The sequence below is a fragment of the Pseudomonas benzenivorans genome, from assembly GCF_024397895.1.
In the GTDB taxonomy this organism is placed as follows: Bacteria; Pseudomonadota; Gammaproteobacteria; order Pseudomonadales; family Pseudomonadaceae; genus Aquipseudomonas; species Aquipseudomonas benzenivorans_A.
The window spans coordinates 4,153,146-4,171,155 of sequence record NZ_CP073346.1; the positions used below are offsets into that span (position 1 = coordinate 4,153,146).

At 64.6% G+C, this 18,010-nt stretch carries 20 protein-coding genes; all 20 read left to right on the top strand.

Annotated features, from left to right (window positions below):
• The 20 genes from fliH (at position 1) to KDW96_RS19585 (ending at position 18,003) form a co-directional block, all read left to right on the top strand.
• Positions 1-807, top strand: coding sequence for a flagellar assembly protein FliH (gene fliH / locus KDW96_RS19490; RefSeq protein WP_255837880.1), 807 nt, complete (start codon positions 1-3; stop codon positions 805-807).
• Positions 797-2,158, top strand: coding sequence for a flagellar protein export ATPase FliI (gene fliI, locus KDW96_RS19495; protein ID WP_255837881.1), 1,362 nt, complete (start codon positions 797-799; stop codon positions 2,156-2,158). Before fliH ends, fliI begins: the two co-directional genes overlap by 11 nt.
• Positions 2,159-2,608, top strand: coding sequence for a flagellar export protein FliJ (gene fliJ / locus KDW96_RS19500; protein WP_255837882.1), 450 nt, complete (start codon positions 2,159-2,161; stop codon positions 2,606-2,608).
• A 126-nt stretch (positions 2,609-2,734) separates the two neighbouring features.
• Complete coding sequence (locus KDW96_RS19505; RefSeq protein WP_255837883.1) at positions 2,735-3,040, top strand: STAS domain-containing protein; 306 nt, start codon at positions 2,735-2,737, stop codon at positions 3,038-3,040.
• A 17-nt stretch (positions 3,041-3,057) separates the two neighbouring features.
• Entirely contained in the window at positions 3,058-4,755 is a 1,698-nt protein-coding gene (locus KDW96_RS19510; protein ID WP_255837884.1) for a fused response regulator/phosphatase, read from the top strand.
• A gap of 31 nt (positions 4,756-4,786) precedes the next feature.
• A complete protein-coding gene (locus tag KDW96_RS19515; RefSeq protein ID WP_255837885.1) occupies positions 4,787-5,140 on the top strand; it encodes an Hpt domain-containing protein in 354 nt (117 codons plus the stop codon).
• A 114-nt stretch (positions 5,141-5,254) separates the two neighbouring features.
• Entirely contained in the window at positions 5,255-6,520 is a 1,266-nt protein-coding gene (locus KDW96_RS19520; RefSeq protein WP_255837886.1) for a flagellar hook-length control protein FliK, read from the top strand.
• Between the two features lie 302 nt (positions 6,521-6,822).
• Positions 6,823-7,347, top strand: a complete 525-nt coding sequence (gene fliL / locus KDW96_RS19525; protein WP_255837887.1) for a flagellar basal body-associated protein FliL — start codon at positions 6,823-6,825, stop codon at positions 7,345-7,347.
• A gap of 13 nt (positions 7,348-7,360) precedes the next feature.
• On the top strand, positions 7,361-8,332 hold the full coding sequence (fliM, locus tag KDW96_RS19530; protein ID WP_255837888.1) for a flagellar motor switch protein FliM: 972 nt from the start codon (positions 7,361-7,363) through the stop codon (positions 8,330-8,332).
• 39 nt (positions 8,333-8,371) lie between these two features.
• Positions 8,372-8,848 (top strand): flagellar motor switch protein FliN, encoded by a 477-nt coding sequence (fliN, locus tag KDW96_RS19535; protein ID WP_255837889.1) that lies wholly within the window; start codon positions 8,372-8,374, stop codon positions 8,846-8,848.
• Positions 8,849-8,850: 2 nt separating this feature from the next.
• Positions 8,851-9,282 carry a flagellar biosynthetic protein FliO gene (gene fliO, locus KDW96_RS19540; protein ID WP_255837890.1) on the top strand — a complete coding sequence of 144 codons (432 nt, stop codon included), beginning with the start codon at positions 8,851-8,853 and terminating at the stop codon, positions 9,280-9,282.
• On the top strand, positions 9,282-10,037 hold the full coding sequence (gene fliP / locus KDW96_RS19545; RefSeq protein ID WP_255837891.1) for a flagellar type III secretion system pore protein FliP: 756 nt from the start codon (positions 9,282-9,284) through the stop codon (positions 10,035-10,037). The genes fliO and fliP overlap by 1 nt, the downstream gene beginning before the upstream one ends.
• A 2-nt stretch (positions 10,038-10,039) precedes the next feature.
• Complete coding sequence (fliQ, locus tag KDW96_RS19550; RefSeq protein ID WP_255837892.1) at positions 10,040-10,309, top strand: flagellar biosynthesis protein FliQ; 270 nt, start codon at positions 10,040-10,042, stop codon at positions 10,307-10,309.
• Between the two features lies 1 nt (position 10,310).
• Complete coding sequence (fliR, locus tag KDW96_RS19555) at positions 10,311-11,087, top strand: flagellar biosynthetic protein FliR (RefSeq protein ID WP_255837893.1); 777 nt, start codon at positions 10,311-10,313, stop codon at positions 11,085-11,087.
• 9 nt (positions 11,088-11,096) lie between these two features.
• A complete protein-coding gene (flhB, locus tag KDW96_RS19560; protein ID WP_255837894.1) occupies positions 11,097-12,233 on the top strand; it encodes a flagellar biosynthesis protein FlhB in 1,137 nt (378 codons plus the stop codon).
• A 131-nt stretch (positions 12,234-12,364) separates the two neighbouring features.
• A complete protein-coding gene (flhA, locus tag KDW96_RS19565) occupies positions 12,365-14,488 on the top strand; it encodes a flagellar biosynthesis protein FlhA (RefSeq protein WP_255840568.1) in 2,124 nt (707 codons plus the stop codon).
• Positions 14,489-14,503: 15 nt separating this feature from the next.
• The gene (flhF, locus tag KDW96_RS19570; RefSeq protein ID WP_255837895.1) at positions 14,504-15,805 is read left to right on the top strand and encodes a flagellar biosynthesis GTPase FlhF; all 1,302 of its coding nucleotides are present in this window, start codon (positions 14,504-14,506) and stop codon (positions 15,803-15,805) included.
• 114 nt (positions 15,806-15,919) lie between these two features.
• Positions 15,920-16,750, top strand: coding sequence for a flagellar synthesis regulator FleN (gene fleN / locus KDW96_RS19575; RefSeq protein ID WP_255837896.1), 831 nt, complete (start codon positions 15,920-15,922; stop codon positions 16,748-16,750).
• Positions 16,747-17,493: an RNA polymerase sigma factor FliA gene (gene fliA, locus KDW96_RS19580; RefSeq protein ID WP_255837897.1), complete on the top strand. Its 747-nt coding sequence runs from the start codon at positions 16,747-16,749 to the stop codon at positions 17,491-17,493. Before fleN ends, fliA begins: the two co-directional genes overlap by 4 nt.
• Positions 17,494-17,628: 135 nt before the next feature.
• On the top strand, positions 17,629-18,003 hold the full coding sequence (locus KDW96_RS19585; RefSeq protein WP_170862135.1) for a chemotaxis response regulator CheY: 375 nt from the start codon (positions 17,629-17,631) through the stop codon (positions 18,001-18,003).
• Positions 18,004-18,010 lie beyond the last annotated feature (7 nt).

Below are 18,010 nucleotides of genomic sequence, written 5' to 3' on the forward strand. Positions count from 1 at the left end.
ATGGCGGACAAGCAAGGGGCCAGCGAGCTGATTCGCGCCAAGGATCTCGGGGCATTCGATCGCTGGGCGCTGCCCAGTTTCGATAACGGCGGCGACTCGGCCCAATCGGGGGGCGAGGCTACGCCTGAGGAGGGGCAGGGCGACGCGCCCCAGCCCTCGCAGAACGAAATCGAGGAAGTGCCTCTGGAGGACGTCAAGCCCTTGACGCTCGACGAGCTGGAGGCCATCCGCCAGGAGGCCTACAACGAGGGCTTCGCCACCGGCGAGAAGGACGGTTTTCATGCCGGGCAACTGAAGGCCAAGCAGGAGGCCGACGCGGCCCTGTCCGCCAAACTGGCCGGTCTGGAGCGACTGATGGCTCAGCTTTTCGAGCCGATTGCCGAGCAGGATCAACAGGTCGAGGTAGCCATGGTCAATCTGGTCAGCCACATCGCCCGGGAGGTGATCCAGCGCGAGCTGGCCAGCGACTCCAGTCAGATTCGCCAGGTCCTGCGCGAGGCGCTCAAACTGCTGCCGATGGGCGCGGGCAATGTGCGCATCCACCTCAATCCCCAGGATTTCGAGGTGATCAAGGCCCTGCGCGAGCGCCACGAAGAGAGCTGGCGCATTCTCGAGGATGACGCCATGCTGCCTGGCGGCTGCCGCGTCGAGAGCGAGCACAGCCGTATCGATGCGAGCATGGAGACGCGCCTGGAGCAGGCGCTCAAGCAGTTGTTCGAGCAGCAGCGCGAACAGGTTACCAACCCCGTGGCGGCTGATCTGGATATCGATCTGGACGCTGCGCAGGAGTTGCCCGATGCGCCTTGAGCGCACCAGCTTCGGCAAGCGCCTGGCCGGCTATCGTGAGGCCGTGCAACTGCCGGTGCAGCCGGTGGTGGAGGGGCGCCTGCTGCGCATGGTCGGCCTGACCCTGGAGGCCGAGGGCCTGCGTGCGGCCCTGGGCAGCCGCTGCCTGGTGATCAACGACGACAGCTACCACGCGGTGCAGGTCGAGGCCGAGGTGATGGGGTTCTCCAACGGCAAGATCTACCTGATGCCGGTCGGCAGCCTGTCAGGTATCGCCCCCGGTGCGCGGGTGGTGCCGCTGCCGGATACCGGGCGTCTGCCGATGGGCCGCTCGATGCTCGGTCGGGTGCTCGACGGCGCCGGCCGTGCCCTGGATGGCAAGGGCGGCATGAAGGCCGAGGACTGGGTGCCGATGGACGGCCCGACCATCAACCCGCTCAAACGCCATCCGATCGAACAGCCGCTGGATGTCGGCATCCGCAGCATCAATGGCCTGCTCACGGTAGGCCGCGGCCAGCGCCTGGGGCTGTTCGCCGGTACCGGCGTCGGCAAGAGCGTGCTGCTCGGCATGATGACCCGCTTCACCGAGGCGGAGATCATCGTGGTCGGGCTGATCGGCGAGCGCGGCCGGGAGGTCAAGGAGTTCATCGACGAGATCCTCGGCGAAGAGGGGATCAAGCGCTCGGTGGTGGTGGCCTCGCCGGCCGACGATGCGCCGCTGATGCGCCTGCGCGCGGCCATGTACTGCACGCGGATCGCCGAGTACTTTCGCGACAAGGGCAAGAACGTCCTGCTGCTGATGGATTCCCTGACCCGCTTCGCCCAGGCCCAGCGGGAAATCGCCCTGGCCATCGGCGAGCCGCCGGCGACCAAGGGCTACCCGCCGTCGGTGTTCGCCAAGCTGCCCAAGCTGGTCGAGCGCGCCGGCAACGCCGAGGCCGGCGGCGGTTCGATCACCGCCTTCTACACCGTATTGAGCGAAGGCGACGACCAGCAGGACCCGATCGCCGACGCGGCGCGCGGCGTGCTCGATGGCCATATCGTGCTGTCGCGGCGCCTGGCCGAGGAGGGGCACTACCCGGCCATCGATATCGAGGCCTCGATCAGCCGGGTGATGCCGCAGGTGGTGGCGCCCGAGCACCTGCGCCAGGCGCAGCGCTTCAAGCAGCTCTGGTCACGCTACCAGCAGAGTCGCGACCTGATCAGCGTCGGTGCCTATGTGCCGGGCGGCGATGCCGACACCGACCTGGCCATCGCCCGCCAGCCGGTGATGGTCAAGTACCTGCGCCAGAGTCTGGGCGAAAGCGAAAATCTCGAGCGCAGCAGCGCGCAGCTGGCGGCCACCTTCAACCCCGCCGCAGCCGGGGGCTAAGTGTCGACCAGTCGTGCCGCGCGCCTGGCGCCGGTAATCCAGATGGCCGAACGGGCCGAGCGCGAGGCGGCGGTGCTGCTGGGGCGGGCCCAGGGCCAGTTGCGCCAGGCGGAGGTCAAGCTCGGCGAGCTCGAGCAGTACCTGGCCGATTACCAGCAGCAGTGGATCAGCGAAGGCCAGCGCGGCGTATCCGGGCAGTGGCTGATGAACTATCAGCGCTTTCTCGCCCAGTTGGAGACCGCCATCGGCCAGCAGCGGCAGAGCGTGAACTGGCACCGCGCCAACCTGGACAAGCTACGCGACACCTGGCAGCAGCGTTACGCCCGTCTCGAGGGGCTGCGCAAGCTGGTCCAGCGCTATCGCGATGAGGCCCGGCAGATCGAGGACAAGCGCGAGCAGAAGCTGCTCGATGAGCTGGCGCAACGTCTGTCCGCTCGTGACTCGGGCTGAATGAGGGTTGCCGCTGACGGTTCTGGGTGCTACATCTAAACCCTGCGGAATGTGCATAGGGATCGGCGCTGCGTTGTTTTCGACCAGATGCGCTATCGACCGTGTAGCTGGATAAAGGAGTAAGTCATGGCCATCACCTCGCTGCCCTCGCCTGATGGGCAAGAGCTGACCATAGTGATTCAAGGACGTTTCGATTTCGGTGCGCATCAAGAGTTTCGTGACGCATACGAGCGGGCCAGTCTCAGTCCCGAGCGCTATGTCGTCGACCTCAAGGGCACCACCTATCTGGACAGTTCGGCGCTGGGCATGCTGCTGTTGCTGCGCGACCATGCCGGCGGGGAGCACGCCCAGATCCGGCTGCTCAATTGCAATCCGGATGTGCGCAAGATCCTCGCCATCTCCAATTTCGAGCAGTTGTTCCAGATCGCCTGAAGCGAATGCCAGTGACCATGGCTGAGCCCCTGTCGATCCTGATCGCCGAGGACAATGCGGCCGATCGCCTGCTGTTGTCGACCATCGTCAGCCGTCAGGGCCACCGCGCCCTGACGGCAAGCAATGGCCGCGAGGCGGTCGAGCTGTTCGAACGCGAGCATCCACAGCTGGTATTGATGGATGCACTGATGCCGGTAATGGACGGCTTCGAGGCGGCCCGGCAGATCAAGCGGATGGCTGGCGAGGCGCTGGTGCCGATCATCTTCCTGACCTCCCTGACCGAGGGTGAAGCCTTGGTGCGCTGCCTGGAGGCAGGTGGCGACGATTTTCTCGCAAAACCCTACAACCGGGTCATCCTCGAGGCCAAGATCAAGGCCATGGATCGCCTGCGTCGCCTGCAGGACACCGTGCTGCAGCAGCGCGACCTGATCGCCAAGCACAACGACTACCTGCTGAACGAGCAACGTGTGGCCAAGGCGGTCTTCGACAAGGTGGCGCACTCCGGCTGCCTGAATGCGCCGAATATCCGCTACCTGCAATCCCCTTACGCCTTGTTCAATGGCGACCTGCTGCTGGCGGCCTACAAGCCCAATGGCGGCATGCATGTGTTGCTCGGGGACTTCACCGGCCATGGTTTGCCGGCGGCGATCGGCGCCATGCCGCTGGCCGAGGTGTTCTACGGCATGACCGCCAAGGGCTATTCCCTGGCCGAGATCCTGCGCGAGATGAACGCCAAGCTCAAACGCATCCTGCCGGTGGGCATGTTCTGCTGCACCACCATGCTGAGCTTGAGCGCGCAGCGCCGCGAGGTCGAAGTGTGGAACGGCGGTTTGCCCGATGGCTACTTGCTGCGCGGGGCCAGTGGCGAGCGCGTTGCCTTGCCATCCCGTCATTTGCCGCTGGGAATCCTCGATACGCGGGCGTTCGACGACGAGTATCAGGTCTATCCCCTGGAGCCGGGCGACCGGATCGTCCTGCTTTCCGATGGCGTACTGGAAGCGCGCAACGGCGATGGCCAACTGTTCGGCGAAGCGCGCTTGCTCGAAGTGTTTGCCGAGAACCGCGCGCCGGACCGCGTTTTCGAGGATATCCAGCAGGCGCTGGTGACTTTTCGCGGGGAGCAGGAGGATGACATCAGCCTGGTCGAGGTCAGCGCGGTTGAGGCCAGCGCGCTGAGCCGGCCACCCCTGGCGTTTTCCGGCAGCGGCCAGAACAACCCGCTGGACTGGTCGGCGAGCTTCGAGTTCCGCGGGGAAACCTTGCGGCGTTTCAATCCATTGCCGTTCATCCTGCAGCTACTGCTCGAGGTGCAGGGCCTGCGGCCCCAGGGAGGGGCCCTCTACAGCGTGCTCGCCGAGCTCTATTCGAACGCCCTGGAGCATGGCGTGCTGGGCCTGGACTCGGCGCTCAAGCGCGATGCGGAGGGCTTCGCCGAGTACTACCGACAGCGCAGTGCGCGCCTGGACGGCCTCGACGACGGCTATGTGCGTTTTCATCTGCAGCTACGGCCCGAGGCGGGCGGTGGCCGGCTCATCGCAAGGGTCGAGGACAGCGGTCCTGGGTTCGACGGACAGGCGATTCTGGAGAGGCAGATGCGCCTCGACAGCCTCTGTGGGCGGGGGCTCGCCCTGGTTCGTCAGCTGAGCGAGCGCTGCACCTGGCCGGCCGACGGCCAGGGCGTGTGCGTGGAGTTCTCCTGGCGGCTTGAGGCATAATCGCGCTCGTTTTGATCAGGGAGTGACCGGGGTGTCCGATAGCCATCTGGACAGCGCCGTGCAGTCGGTGCTGCAGGACGTCATGGAGGCTGAGTATCCGGTGCTGCTGGATACTTTTCTGACTGACTCCGAGGAGCGCCTTCGTCTGCTGCATGAGGCTGAACTGGCCGCAGATGCACAGGCGTTGCGCCTGGCTGCGCATAGCTTCAAGGGCAGTTGCAGCAACATGGGCGCGCCGATACTCGCCGACCTGTGCCGGCAACTGGAGGAGGCGGGGCGTCGCGAACAAGTGGGCGAGGCGGCCGAACTCATCGAGCAGATCGAGCGCGAGTTCGCCATCGTGCGCATCCTGTGCAGGGCCGAGCTCCAGCGCTACCGTCTCTAGGCGTATTGCCCGCAGCCTGTCCGCTACCGCGTCGCCGGCGCGGATGCCCCGACCCAAGAATTGGCCCATCCTTTGCAGTGATCACGGCACGACCCATCCGAACGGAGAGTGCCCGTGTCCGTCGCCCCAGATGTTCTGCTCAAACCGGCCGCTGAAGTCAGGCCGAAAACGCCGCCGGGAAAAGCCCCGGCCAAACCGGCCGAACCCAGCAAAAATGAGGGTTCCAGCTTCTCTCAGGTGTATGCGAAGGAACGCCAGGCCGGCTCCGCGGAGCGCGCCGACGGGGCTGCCAAGCCCAGTCGCGAGAAGAAAACCGACCAGGACGATGCCGTTCAGCCTCAAGCCGACGCTGCCGCCGCGCCGCCTCCGCTTGCCGAAAGCGGCAACGCCTTGCCGAGCGAGTCGGCGGACGAGCCCCCCATAGTCGATCCCTTGCTGCTGTTGGGGCTGAATAGCCATCAGTCGCAGGTCGAGGTGTCCGCGGAAGTGCTTCCGGAGGGGGAGGGGGCAATGCCGCTGACCGGGGCCAGTCTGGTCGGCTCGGGACCGGCGAGCCTGACCGAGGCCAGTCTCGACCCTGAACTGGAGGCTCTGAATCAGGTGCCGGCGGTGCGCATGGCCCTGGACCTGGGGGCCAAGGCTAAGGAAGCTGCGGCTGAGCAGCAGGCCACGACCAGCGCGGCGGCGCAGGCCACGCTCAATGCGGGGCAAGGGTTTGCCGGCGCCATGGCCGCGATGGCCGCGCAGCAGAGCGAGAAGGGGGGCGGGGAGTCGGCCGAGGTGCCGCTGCTCGAATTGACCGCTGAGGGGCTGGAGAGTTTGAAAGAGAGCTCGGCCGACAACCGTCCGGAGAACTTCGTCAGCAAGCTCAGCGCGTTGAGCCAGGCGATCGGCCAGCAGAGCCCGTTGGCGCCCCGTGCTGCGCTGGTTCCGGGGCAGCCGGTAGCAATGCAGCAAGGCGGCTGGAGCGAGGCGGTGGTGGATCGGGTGATGTGGCTGTCCAGCCAGAACCTCAAGTCCGCCGAGATCCAGCTCGATCCCGCCGAACTGGGTCGCCTGGAGGTGCGCATTAACATGGCCCAGGACCAGACCCAGGTGACCTTCGCCAGCCCCAATGCGGGCGTCCGTGATGCATTGGAGGGGCAGATGCACCGGCTGCGCGAACTGTTCGCTCAGCAGGGCATGAATCTGCTCGATGTCAACGTCTCGGACCAGTCCCTGAGTCGCGGCTGGCAGGGGCAGGAGGGGAACGACAGTGGGCGTGGAGGTGGCAATCAGGCATCGCTCGGCGGCCTCGAGGATGAGTCGGCCGCCGGCACGGTCGAGCTGCCAGTCAGGTCGCAGATTAGTGATCGTGGTCTGGTCGACTATTACGCCTAGTGGAGTGTGTTTGCAGCGCTGGTCGCTGACACGCTGGGACACCGCCTGAAAGCCAATCGCAGGAAGCGGTCTGGAGGTTTGCACGTGACAACGGCGCAGGGGCCTGTTATATCGGCTGCCCCGGATGACTCCGCTGCGTTCTATAGGGAGCGGCCGGCGAAGTCCCGGTCGCTGGCTTGCGTGCAAGGCAAGCCGGAATTCCAGGGGCAGCACGTCAGGAACCTTTGAGGCAAAGCTGGCATAACACTTGCTGCCGAACTCCCTAAAGCGGATGGTACGCCGCTCAGTGACGGATTATTGGCATGGCAAAGACAGACGAGTCGCAGGACTCCGCAGGCGTTGAGGCGAAGCCGGCAGGCAAGCTCAAACCTATCATTTTGGTTGTGCTGGCTTTGCTGTTGGCTTTGGCACTGTCGGTCGGCGGAACCTGGTTCTTCCTCAGTACAGGGAGCACGAAGCAGGCCACTGGTACCAATGAAACGGTTGAGCGGAGTGTGCCGGGCAAGCAGCCGGCGATTTATGAAACTCTGGCTCCGGCCTTCGTGGTCAACTTCGATTACAAAGGACGTCCTCGCTACATGCAAGTCAGTGTGGCCCTGATGGCCCGTGATCAGGCCGCCCTGGACGCGCTCAAGGTGCACATGCCGGTATTGCGTAATCGGTTGGTGATGTTGTTCTCCGGCCAGGACTTCGAAGCCTTGTCGACTCCGGTAGGCGTGGAAGTACTGCGCCAGCAGGCGACGGCTAGGGTGCAGGAGCTGGCGCAGAAGGAGACGGGCCAACTGGCCGTCGAGCAAGTGTTGTTCACGAATTTCGTATTGCAGTAGTCAGGAGTCGGAGATGGCCGTGCAAGACCTGCTCTCCCAGGATGAAATCGACGCCCTGCTGCATGGCGTCGACGACGGCCTGGTCGAGACCGAGGACGCCGCCGAGCCTGGCAGCGTCAAACAATATGACCTGACCAGCCAGGACCGCATCGTCCGCGGGCGCATGCCGACCCTGGAGATGATCAACGAGCGCTTCGCCCGCTACACCCGCATCAGCATGTTCAACCTGCTGCGCCGCTCGGCGGACGTGGCGGTCGGCGGCGTGCAGGTGATGAAGTTCGGCGAGTACGTGCATTCGCTGTACGTGCCGACCAGCCTCAACCTGGTGAAGATGAAGCCGCTGCGTGGCACCGGTCTGTTCATTCTGGATGCCAAGCTGGTGTTCAAGCTGGTCGACAACTTCTTCGGCGGCGACGGTCGCCACGCCAAGATCGAGGGTCGGGAGTTCACCCCCACCGAGCTGCGTGTGGTGCGCATGGTCCTGGATCAGGCCTTCATCGACCTGAAGGAGGCCTGGCAGGCCGTGATGCCGATCAACTTCGAGTACGTCAACTCGGAGGTGAATCCGGCGCTGGCCAACATCGTCAGCCCCAGCGAGGTCATCGTGGTGTCGACCTTCCATATCGAGCTGGACGGCGGCGGCGGCGACCTGCACATCACCATGCCCTATTCGATGATCGAGCCGATCCGCGAGATGCTCGACGCCGGCTTCCAGTCCGATGTCGACGACCAGGATGAGCGCTGGGTCAAGGCCCTGCGCGAGGACATCATCGACGTCAGGGTGCCCCTGGGCGCCACTGTGGCGCGTCGTCAGCTGAAGCTGCGCGACATCCTGCACATGCAGCCCGGCGACGTGATTCCGGTGGACATGCCCGACCACGTGGTCATGCGCGCCAACGGCGTACCGGCGTTCAAGGTCAAGCTCGGTGCGCACAAGGGCAACCTGGCCTTCCAGGTATTAGAACCGATCGAGCGCCCGCGCTAAGCGCCGGGCACCCCGTTACCCGCCAGTCGAGGACATACGATGGCCGACACCGATGAAACCACCTCCCCCGAGGAGCAAGCGCTGGCCGACGAGTGGGCTGCGGCCCTGTCCGAGTCCGGTGATGCCGGTCAGGACGACATCGATGCCATGCTCGCCGCCAGCGGCACGGGTGCCAAGTCCCCCCCGAGCGCGCCGCGGGCGCCGATGGAAGAGTTCGGCAGCAGTCCGAAGAGCAACCAGGCGGTCAGCCTGGATGGGCCTAACCTGGACGTGATTCTCGATATTCCGGTGTCGATCTCCATGGAAGTGGGGAACACCGACATCACCATCCGCAACCTGCTGCAGCTCAACCAGGGCTCGGTGATCGAGCTGGACCGCCTGGCTGGCGAGCCGCTGGACGTGCTGGTCAATGGCACCCTGATCGCCCACGGCGAGGTGGTGGTGGTCAACGAGAAGTTCGGCATCCGCCTGACGGACGTGATCAGCCCGAGCGAACGCATCAAGAAGCTGCGCTAGGCATGCACAAACTCATTGGCGTCATCCTGGCCACGCCGCTGACGGCCCTGGCCGCCGAGCCGGCGGCGCAGGCAGGCCCTTCTTTGGCCGACGGCGGCATGGCGGGGCAACTGCTGCAACTGCTGTTGGGGCTGCTGCTGGTGGTCGGCCTGATCTTTCTTTTGGCTTGGCTGATGCGTCGGGTCCAGCAGGTCGGGCCCCGCGGCGGTCAGGTGATCAAGATTCTCGCCAGTCAGGCATTGGCGCCGCGCGACCGGCTGGTGCTGGTCCAGGTCGGCCAGGAGCAGATTCTGCTCGGCCTGACGCCCGGGCGCATCACCCCGCTGCATGTGCTGGCCGAGCCGGTGCACCTGCCGGACGGCCAGCCGGCCTCGACGGAGTTCGCCCAGCGCCTGATGGAGCTGCTGGGCAAGGACCAGAAGGACAAGACCTGATGAGCGCGATGCGCCTGTTGTCGGCTCTGCTGTTGGCGCTGGCCGCACCTTTTGCCCTGGGCGCCGACAACCCCCTGTCAATCCCGGCGATCACCCTGAGCACCGACGCCCAGGGCCAGCAGGAGTACTCGGTCAACCTGCAGATCCTGTTGATCATGACCGCGCTGAGCTTCATTCCGGCGTTCGTCATGCTGATGACCAGCTTCACCCGCATCATCATCGTCTTTTCCATCCTGCGGCAGGCCCTGGGCCTGCAGCAGACGCCGTCGAACCAGATTCTCGTCGGCCTGGCGTTGTTCCTGACGATGTTCATCATGGCGCCGGTGTTCGAGCGGATTAACCAGGACGCCCTGCAGCCTTATCTCAATGAGCAGCTGCCGGCCCAGGAGGCGATCGCCAAGGCCGAGGTGCCGATCAAGGACTTCATGCTGGCGCAGACCCGCGAGAGCGATCTGGAGCTGTTCATGCGCCTGTCCAAGCGCACCGACATCGCCAGTGCCGAGCAGGCCCCGCTGACCATCCTGATCCCGGCATTCGTCACCTCGGAGCTGAAGACCGCGTTCCAGATCGGCTTCATGATCTTCATCCCGTTCCTGGTGATCGACCTGGTGGTGTCCAGCATCCTCATGGCCATGGGTATGATGATGCTCTCGCCGCTGATCATCTCGCTGCCGTTCAAGATCATGCTGTTCGTCCTGATCGATGGCTGGGCGCTGATCATGGGCACCCTCGCGGCCAGCTTCGGAGCGACCTGAGCATGACCCCCGAGATCGCGGTCGACCTGTTTCGCGAGGCGCTCTGGCTGACCGCGATGATAGTCGCGGTCATCGTCGTGCCCAGCCTGCTGGTGGGGCTGGTGGTGGCGATGTTCCAGGCCGCCACCCAGATCAACGAGCAGACCCTGAGCTTCCTGCCGCGTCTGCTGGTGATCCTGCTGACCCTGATTTTCGCCGGACCCTGGCTGACCCGCGAGCTGATGGAGTACACGCAGATGCTGATCATGAACATCCCGATGCTGATCGGCTGACATGTTCGAACTCAGTGCTGGGCAAATCGGCGGCTGGGTGAGTGGCTTCCTGCTGCCGCTGTTCCGGATTGCCGCTTTGCTGATGAGCATGCCGATCATCGGCACCCAGCTGGTGCCCTTGCGGGTGCGCCTGTACCTGGCCCTGGCCATCTGTCTGCTGCTGGCGCCTACGCTGCCGCCGATGCCCCCGGTCGACGTCCTGAGTCTGCGCAGCATCGTGCTGATCGCCCAGGAGGTGCTGATCGGGGTGATGCTCGGCTTCACCCTGCAACTGTTCTTCCACGCCTTTCTGATCGCCGGGCAGATCGTCTCGACGCAGATGGGCCTGGGTTTCGCCTCCATGGTCGACCCGACCAACGGAATTTCGGTGCCGGTGGTCGGGCAGTTTTTCCTGATGCTGGTGACCCTGCTGTTTCTCGCCATGAACGGCCACCTGGTGGTGTTCGAGGTGCTGGCCGAGAGCTTCGTCACCCTGCCGGTTGGCGAGGGGCTGCTGAGCGACCATTACTGGACCCTGGCCACCAAGCTGGGTTGGGTGCTCGCGGCGGCCTTGATGCTGGTATTGCCGGCGATCACAGCGCTGCTGGTGGTCAACCTGGCGTTCGGCGTCATGACCCGCGCCGCGCCGCAGCTCAACATCTTCTCCATCGGTTTCCCGTTGACCCTGGTGCTGGGCCTGGCCATCGTCTGGATCGGCATGGCGGATATCCTCGCCCAGTATCAACTGCTGGTGCGCGAGGCCCTGCAGTTTCTCCGCGAAATGGCGCGGGCGCGCTGAGGTCCACGCATGGCTGAGTCGGAAAGTGGTGCCGATAAAAGCGAGGAACCCACGGAGAAACGCCTGCGTGAATCCCGTGAAAAGGGCCAGATCGCTCGTTCCCGCGAACTCAACACCCTGGCGGTGATGCTGGCCGGCGCCGGTGGCCTGCTGGCCTCGGGCGGTGGTCTGGCGAACGCGCTGCTGGAAATCATGCAAGGCAATTTCTCCCTGTCGCGTGAGGTGATTCTCGATGAGCGCAACATGGTCATCTGGCTGATGGCCTCGGCACAGGTGGCCATCGAAGCCCTGTTGCCGCTGTTCCTGGCCTTGCTTATCGCCTCGATCGTCGGGCCCATCGCCTTGGGCGGCTGGTTGTTCTCGGCCCAGGCCATGGCGCCGAAACTCAGCCGGATGAACCCCCTGGCCGGGCTCAAGCGCATGTTCTCGGCCAAGGCGCTGGTCGAGCTGCTCAAGGCCCTGGCGAAGTTCAGCGTGATCCTGCTGGTGGCCCTGGCGGTGCTGGCCGCCGACCGCGACGACCTGCTGGCCATGGCCCATGAGCCGCTGGAGAACGCGATCCTGCACGCGACCCAGGTGGTGGGCTGGAGCGCCCTGTGGATGGCCTGTGGGATCATTCTGATCGCCGCCGTGGACGTGCCGTTCCAGCTCTGGGACAACAAACAGAAGCTGATGATGACCAAGCAGGAGGTACGCGACGAGTACAAGGACAGCGAGGGCAAGCCCGAGGTCAAGCAGCGCATTCGTCAGCTGCAGCGGGAGATGGCCGAGCGGCGCATGATGCAGGCCGTGCCCCAGGCCGACGTGGTGATCACCAACCCTACCCACTTCGCCGTGGCGTTGAAGTACGACCCGGCCAAGGGCAGTGCCCCGGTGCTGCTGGCCAAGGGCGGCGACTTCACCGCGCTGAAGATTCGCGAGATCGCCCAGGAGCACAAGGTCATGCTGCTGGAGTCGCCGGCCCTGGCGCGGGCGGTGTTCTATTCCACCGAGTTGGACCAGGAAATCCCTGCGGGCCTGTACCTGGCCGTGGCCCAGGTGCTGGCCTATGTCTACCAGCTGCGTCAGTACCAGGCCGGCAAGGGCAAGCGCCCGGGGCCGCTGCCGGACGTGCCGATCCCACCGGATCTGCGCCGCGACGACTAGCTGCTCACAACCCAGGCGGCCGAGACGTTGCAGGTGTCAGCTGGCCGCAACTTGGAACGCTTCTTGCGGTACCCCTTCCAGGGCACCTTCGAGTGTCAAAATATTGAGCCGGCTGGGGTAGGGAAGTGGCAATAGATCGTTCGCAAGTGCTCGGTGATGTGCGCAGCAATCTGTCGGGATTGCGTCACGGTAATCTGGGCATTCCGCTGCTGCTGCTGGTCATGCTCGGCATGGTCATGCTGCCGATCCCGCCGTTTTTGCTCGACGTGCTGTTCACCTTCAGCATCGCCCTGTCGATCGTGGTGCTGCTGGTCAGCATCTACGCCCTGCGGCCGCTGGATTTCGCGGTATTTCCGACCATCCTGCTGGCGGCCACGCTGCTGCGTCTGGCCTTGAACGTCGCCTCGACCCGCGTCGTCCTGCTCCATGGGCATGATGGCCACGGTGCGGCCGGCCAGGTGATCCAGGCCTTCGGCGAGGTGGTGATCGGTGGCAACTACGTGGTCGGTATCGTGGTGTTCGCCATCCTGATGATCATCAACTTCGTGGTGGTCACCAAGGGCGCCGGGCGCATCTCCGAGGTCAGTGCGCGCTTTACCCTCGATGCCATGCCGGGCAAGCAGATGGCCATCGACGCCGATTTGAACGCCGGCCTGATAGACCAGGAGGAGGCCAAGAAACGCCGCTCCGAGGTGTCCCAGGAAGCCGACTTCTACGGCTCCATGGACGGTGCCAGCAAGTTCGTCCGTGGCGATGCCATCGCCGGCCTGCTGATTTTGTTCATCAACCTGATTGGCGGTATCGCCATCGGCATGTTCCAGCATGGCCTGGGCTTTGCCGACGCCGGCAAGGTCTACACCCTGCTGACCATCGGTGACGGCCTGGTCGCGCAGATTCCCTCGCTGTTGCTGTCTACCGCCGCGGCGGTGATGGTCACCCGGGTGTCCAGCTCCGAGGACATGGGCGCCCAGGTCAACCGGCAGATGTTCGCTTCGCCGCGGGCCTTGGCCGTGGCGGCGGCGATCATGATTGCCATGGGCCTGGTGCCCGGCATGCCGCACTTCTCCTTCATCAGCCTCGGCCTGGTCGCTGCCGGCGCCGCCTACTGGATCGCCAACAAGCAGCGCAAGGTCAAGGAGAGCGAGGTCAAGGAGGTGCAGCGCCAGCAGGAACTGCTGCCGGCGCAGAAGGCCCAGGAGGTCAAGGAGCTGGGCTGGGACGATGTCACCCCGGTGGACATGGTCGGCCTGGAGGTTGGCTATCGGTTGATTCCCCTGGTCGACCGTAACCAGGGGGGGCAGCTGCTCGCGCGCATCAAGGGGGTGCGCAAGAAGCTGTCCCAGGAGATGGGCTTCCTGATGCCGTCCGTGCATATCCGCGACAACCTCGACCTGCTGCCGAACGCCTACCGCCTGACCCTGATGGGCGTCAGCGTGGCCGAGGCCGAGGTGTTTCCGGATCGCGAGCTGGCGATCAATCCGGGTCAGGTATTCGGCACCCTCAACGGGGTCGCAGCCAAGGATCCGGCGTTCGGCCTGGAGGCGGTGTGGATAGAGGTCAGTCAGCGCGACCAGGCGCAATCGCTCGGTTACACCGTGGTCGACGCCAGTACGGTGGTGGCCACCCACCTCAACCAGGTGCTGCACAAGCACGCCCATGAGCTGCTCGGGCATGAGGAGGTCCAGCAGCTGCTGCAGCTGCTGGCCAAGAGCTCGCCGAAACTGGCCGAGGAGCTGGTGCCGGGCCTGGTGTCGCTGTCGACCCTGCTCAAGGTGCTGCAGGCGCTGTTGCAGGAGCAGGTGCCGGTGCGCGACATCCGCACCATCGCCGAGGCCATCGCCAACGTGGCGCCGAAGAGTCAAGATCCCGCCGCGATGCTGGCGGCGGTGCGGGTGTCCCTGGCCCGGGCAATCGTGCAAAGCATTGTGGGACTAGAGCCGGAGCTGCCTGTGATCACCCTCGAGCCAAGGTTGGAACAGATATTGCTCAGTAGTATGCAGAAGGCCGGGCAAGGCTCCGAGGATGGCATCCTCCTGGAGCCGGGCATGGCCGAGAAGCTGCAGCGCTCCATGGTGGAGGCGGCGCAGCGCCAGGAAATGCTCGGCAAGCCGGTGATTCTGCTGGTGGCCGGTCCGATCCGGGCGATGCTCTCGCGGTTCGCGCGGCTGTCGGTGGCCAGCATGCATGTGTTGGCCTACCAGGAAATTCCAGACAACAAGCAGGTCACCATCGTTGCGACGGTAGGCCAGAACTAACCGAGGTCACAGGCCATGCAGGTCAAACGCTTTTTCGCTGCCGATATGCGTCAAGCCATGAAGCTGGTCCGCGATGAGCTGGGCGCGGACGCCTCGATCATCGGTAATCGCCGGGTCGCCGGCGGTGTCGAGCTGACCGCCGCGCTGGATTATCAGGTTCCTGCCGCCCCGGCCCGCCAGCCGAACCCGGCGCTGGAGGCCGAACTGCGCAAGACCCAGTCGCGCATTGCCTCGGCCCAGGCCGAACTGACCACCCGGGCGCAGGCCGACGAGGGCAAGGATCGCCAACTGTTTGGCGCGCAGCCGAGTATGCCGGCCGACAGCCTGGCCGCGGTCCTGGCCAAGCCCCAGGCACCGAGCCGGGCGAGCACCGACCATAATGCCCTCGATGCCATGCGTTCCGAGCTGCATGGCCTGCGTGAGCTGATCGAAGTCCAGCTCGGTTCGATCGCCTGGGGGCAGATGCAGAGCCGTCGCCCGCAGCAGGCCAACCTGTGGCGCCGCCTGCAGCGCATGGGCCTGCCCGCCGAGCTGGCGCGTGTGCTGCTCGAGCGGGTGGCCAATGTCGCCGAGCCCCGGCAGGCCTGGCGCATGCTGCTGGCGCACCTGTCCCATGCGATTCAGACGCCGAAGCAGGAACCGCTGGAAGAGGGGGGCGTAATCGCCCTGGTCGGTCCAGCCGGCATGGGCAAGACCACCACCCTGGCCAAGCTGGCGGCGCGTTACGTGCTCAAGTACGGCGCCCAGGGCATTGCCTTGGTCAGCATGGACAGCTATCGCATCGGCGCCCAGGAACAGGTCAAGACCCTCGGTCGTATCCTCGGCGTGTCGGTGACCCTGGTCGATCCTGGCCAGTCGCTGACCCAGGCCCTGGCGCCTTTGGCGCGCAAGCGCGTGGTGCTGATCGATACCGCCGGCCTGCCGGCCAACGATCCGGCCCTGCGCATGCAGCTGGAGGCCCTGGCCAGTCGCGGCATCAAGGCGCGCAATTACCTGGTCATGGCGGCCACCAGTCAGAGCCAGGTGCTCAAGGCCGCCTACCACAGTTACAAGCGCTGTGGCCTGAGCGGCTGCATTATCACCAAGGCGGACGAGGCCACCAGCCTCGGCGAGGTGCTGGGGCTGGCTATCGGCCAGCGCCTGCCAGTAGCCTATGTGGCCGATGGCCCGCGGATTCCCGATGACCTCCAGGTGCCGCGCAGCCACCAGTTGGTGAGCCGGGCGGTCGGCCTGCAGGCCCCGGAAGAACCGAGTGAAGATACGATGGCCGAGATGTTCGCCGGCCTTTATCAGCAGCCGGCCCGCCGCGCCGGTTAGTGGTGCTGCGGCAATGACTCAATGGCATGAGGCGCGGGTTGGCCTCCTGTCGGATTGGCGGGGTACGCTTAACCAAGTGGCTCCAGTCGACCTTAGACAAGGTGTGTAGAGAACATGGGTATGCATCCCGTACAGGTGATCGCGGTGACCGGCGGCAAGGGTGGCGTCGGCAAGACCAATGTGTCGGTGAATCTGGCGCTGGCCCTGGCCGATGTCGGCCGACGGGTGATGTTGATGGACGCCGACCTTGGGTTGGCCAACATCGACGTCCTGCTCGGCCTGACCGCCAAGCGCACCCTGGCCGATGTCGTCAGTGGCGAGTGTGACCTGCGTGACGTGATTCTGCAGGGGCCGGGCGGCATTCGCATCGTCCCGGCCGCCTCAGGCACCCAGAGCATGGTGCAGCTCTCGCCCATGCAGCATGCCGGCTTGATCCAGGCGTTCAGCGACATCTCAGACAACCTGGATGTGCTGATCATCGACACCGCCGCGGGCATCGGCGATTCGGTGGTCAGTTTCGTTCGCGCGGCCCAGGAAGTGTTGGTGGTGGTCTGCGACGAGCCGACCTCGATCACCGATGCCTACGCGCTGATCAAGCTGCTCAATCGCGACTACGGCATGAACCGCTTCCGCGTGCTGGCGAACATGGCGCACAGTCCGCAGGAAGGCCGCAATCTTTTTGCCAAACTGACCAAGGTCACCGACCGTTTCCTCGATGTCGCGATGCAGTATGTCGGCGCGGTGCCCTACGATGAAACGGTACGCAAGGCCGTGCAGAAACAGCGGGCGGTGTACGAGGCGTTTCCGCGTTCCAAGTGCGCCCTGGCGTTCAAGGCAATCGCGCAAAAGGTCGACGCCTGGCCGCTGCCGGCCAACCCGCGCGGTCATCTGGAATTCTTCGTCGAGCGCTTGGTGCAACAACCAACCGCGGACTCAGCGGTATGACAGCAGCTCCCGGACTTCGTATGTATAGCAAGGCGCAGACACAAGACTCACAGCATCAGTTGATCGAGCGCCACGCGCCCCTGGTCAAGCGTATCGCTTATCACCTGCTGGCCCGCTTGCCGGCCAGCGTGCAGGTGGACGACCTGATCCAGGCCGGCATGATCGGCCTGCTCGAGGCCGCGAAGAAATACGACGGCAGCAAGGGCGCCAGTTTCGAGACCTTCGCCGGCATTCGCATCCGCGGCTCCATGCTCGATGAGGTGCGCAAGGGGGACTGGGCACCACGCTCGGTGCACCGCAACAGCCGCATGGTCAGCGATGCGATTCGAGTAATTGAGGCCAGAACGGGACGTGACGCTAAAGATCACGAGGTTGCGGCCGAACTCCAATTGAGTCTCGAAGATTACTACGGCATTCTTGGCGACACTTTGGGCAGCCGGCTGTTCAGCTTCGACGATCTGTTGCAGGACGGCGAGCACAGCGGGCTGAGCGAAGACGCCAACGCCACCCATCAAGAACCCTCTCGTGATCTGGAAGATGAGCGCTTCCAGGCGGCGCTGGCCGATGCCATCGCCAACCTGCCGGAGCGCGAGAGGCTGGTGCTGGCGCTGTATTACGATGAAGAGCTGAATCTCAAGGAGATTGGCGAGGTGCTGGGGGTCAGCGAGTCGCGCGTCAGCCAGATACACAGCCAGTGCGCCGCACGTCTGCGCGCGCGACTGGTCGAGTGGCGCGCGCACTGAGCCGTTAGCAGGGTGCTGATGAACATTGCCGGTGCAGTGGTTTCGCAACGCTCTGCCAGGCCGGTTTCACGATTAAGGGCGTAGCCAGGGGCTGGTTACGTTTAGGACTGTACGGAGGTCGACTTGGACAAGAACATGAAAATCCTCATCGTTGATGATTTCTCAACGATGCGCCGGATCATCAAGAACCTCCTGCGCGATTTGGGGTTCACCAATACCGCAGAGGCCGATGACGGCACCACCGCATTGCCGATGCTGCACAGTGGCAGCTTCGACTTTCTGGTGACCGACTGGAACATGCCGGGCATGACAGGCATCGACCTGCTCAGGGCCGTGCGGGCCGACGAGCGGCTCAAGCACCTGCCGGTGCTGATGGTCACCGCAGAAGCCAAGCGCGACCAGATCATCGAGGCTGCACAAGCCGGAGTGAATGGTTATGTAGTCAAACCGTTCACAGCCCAGGTGCTGAAAGAAAAGATCGAAAAGATCTTCGAGCGGGTCAACGGCTGATGTCTGC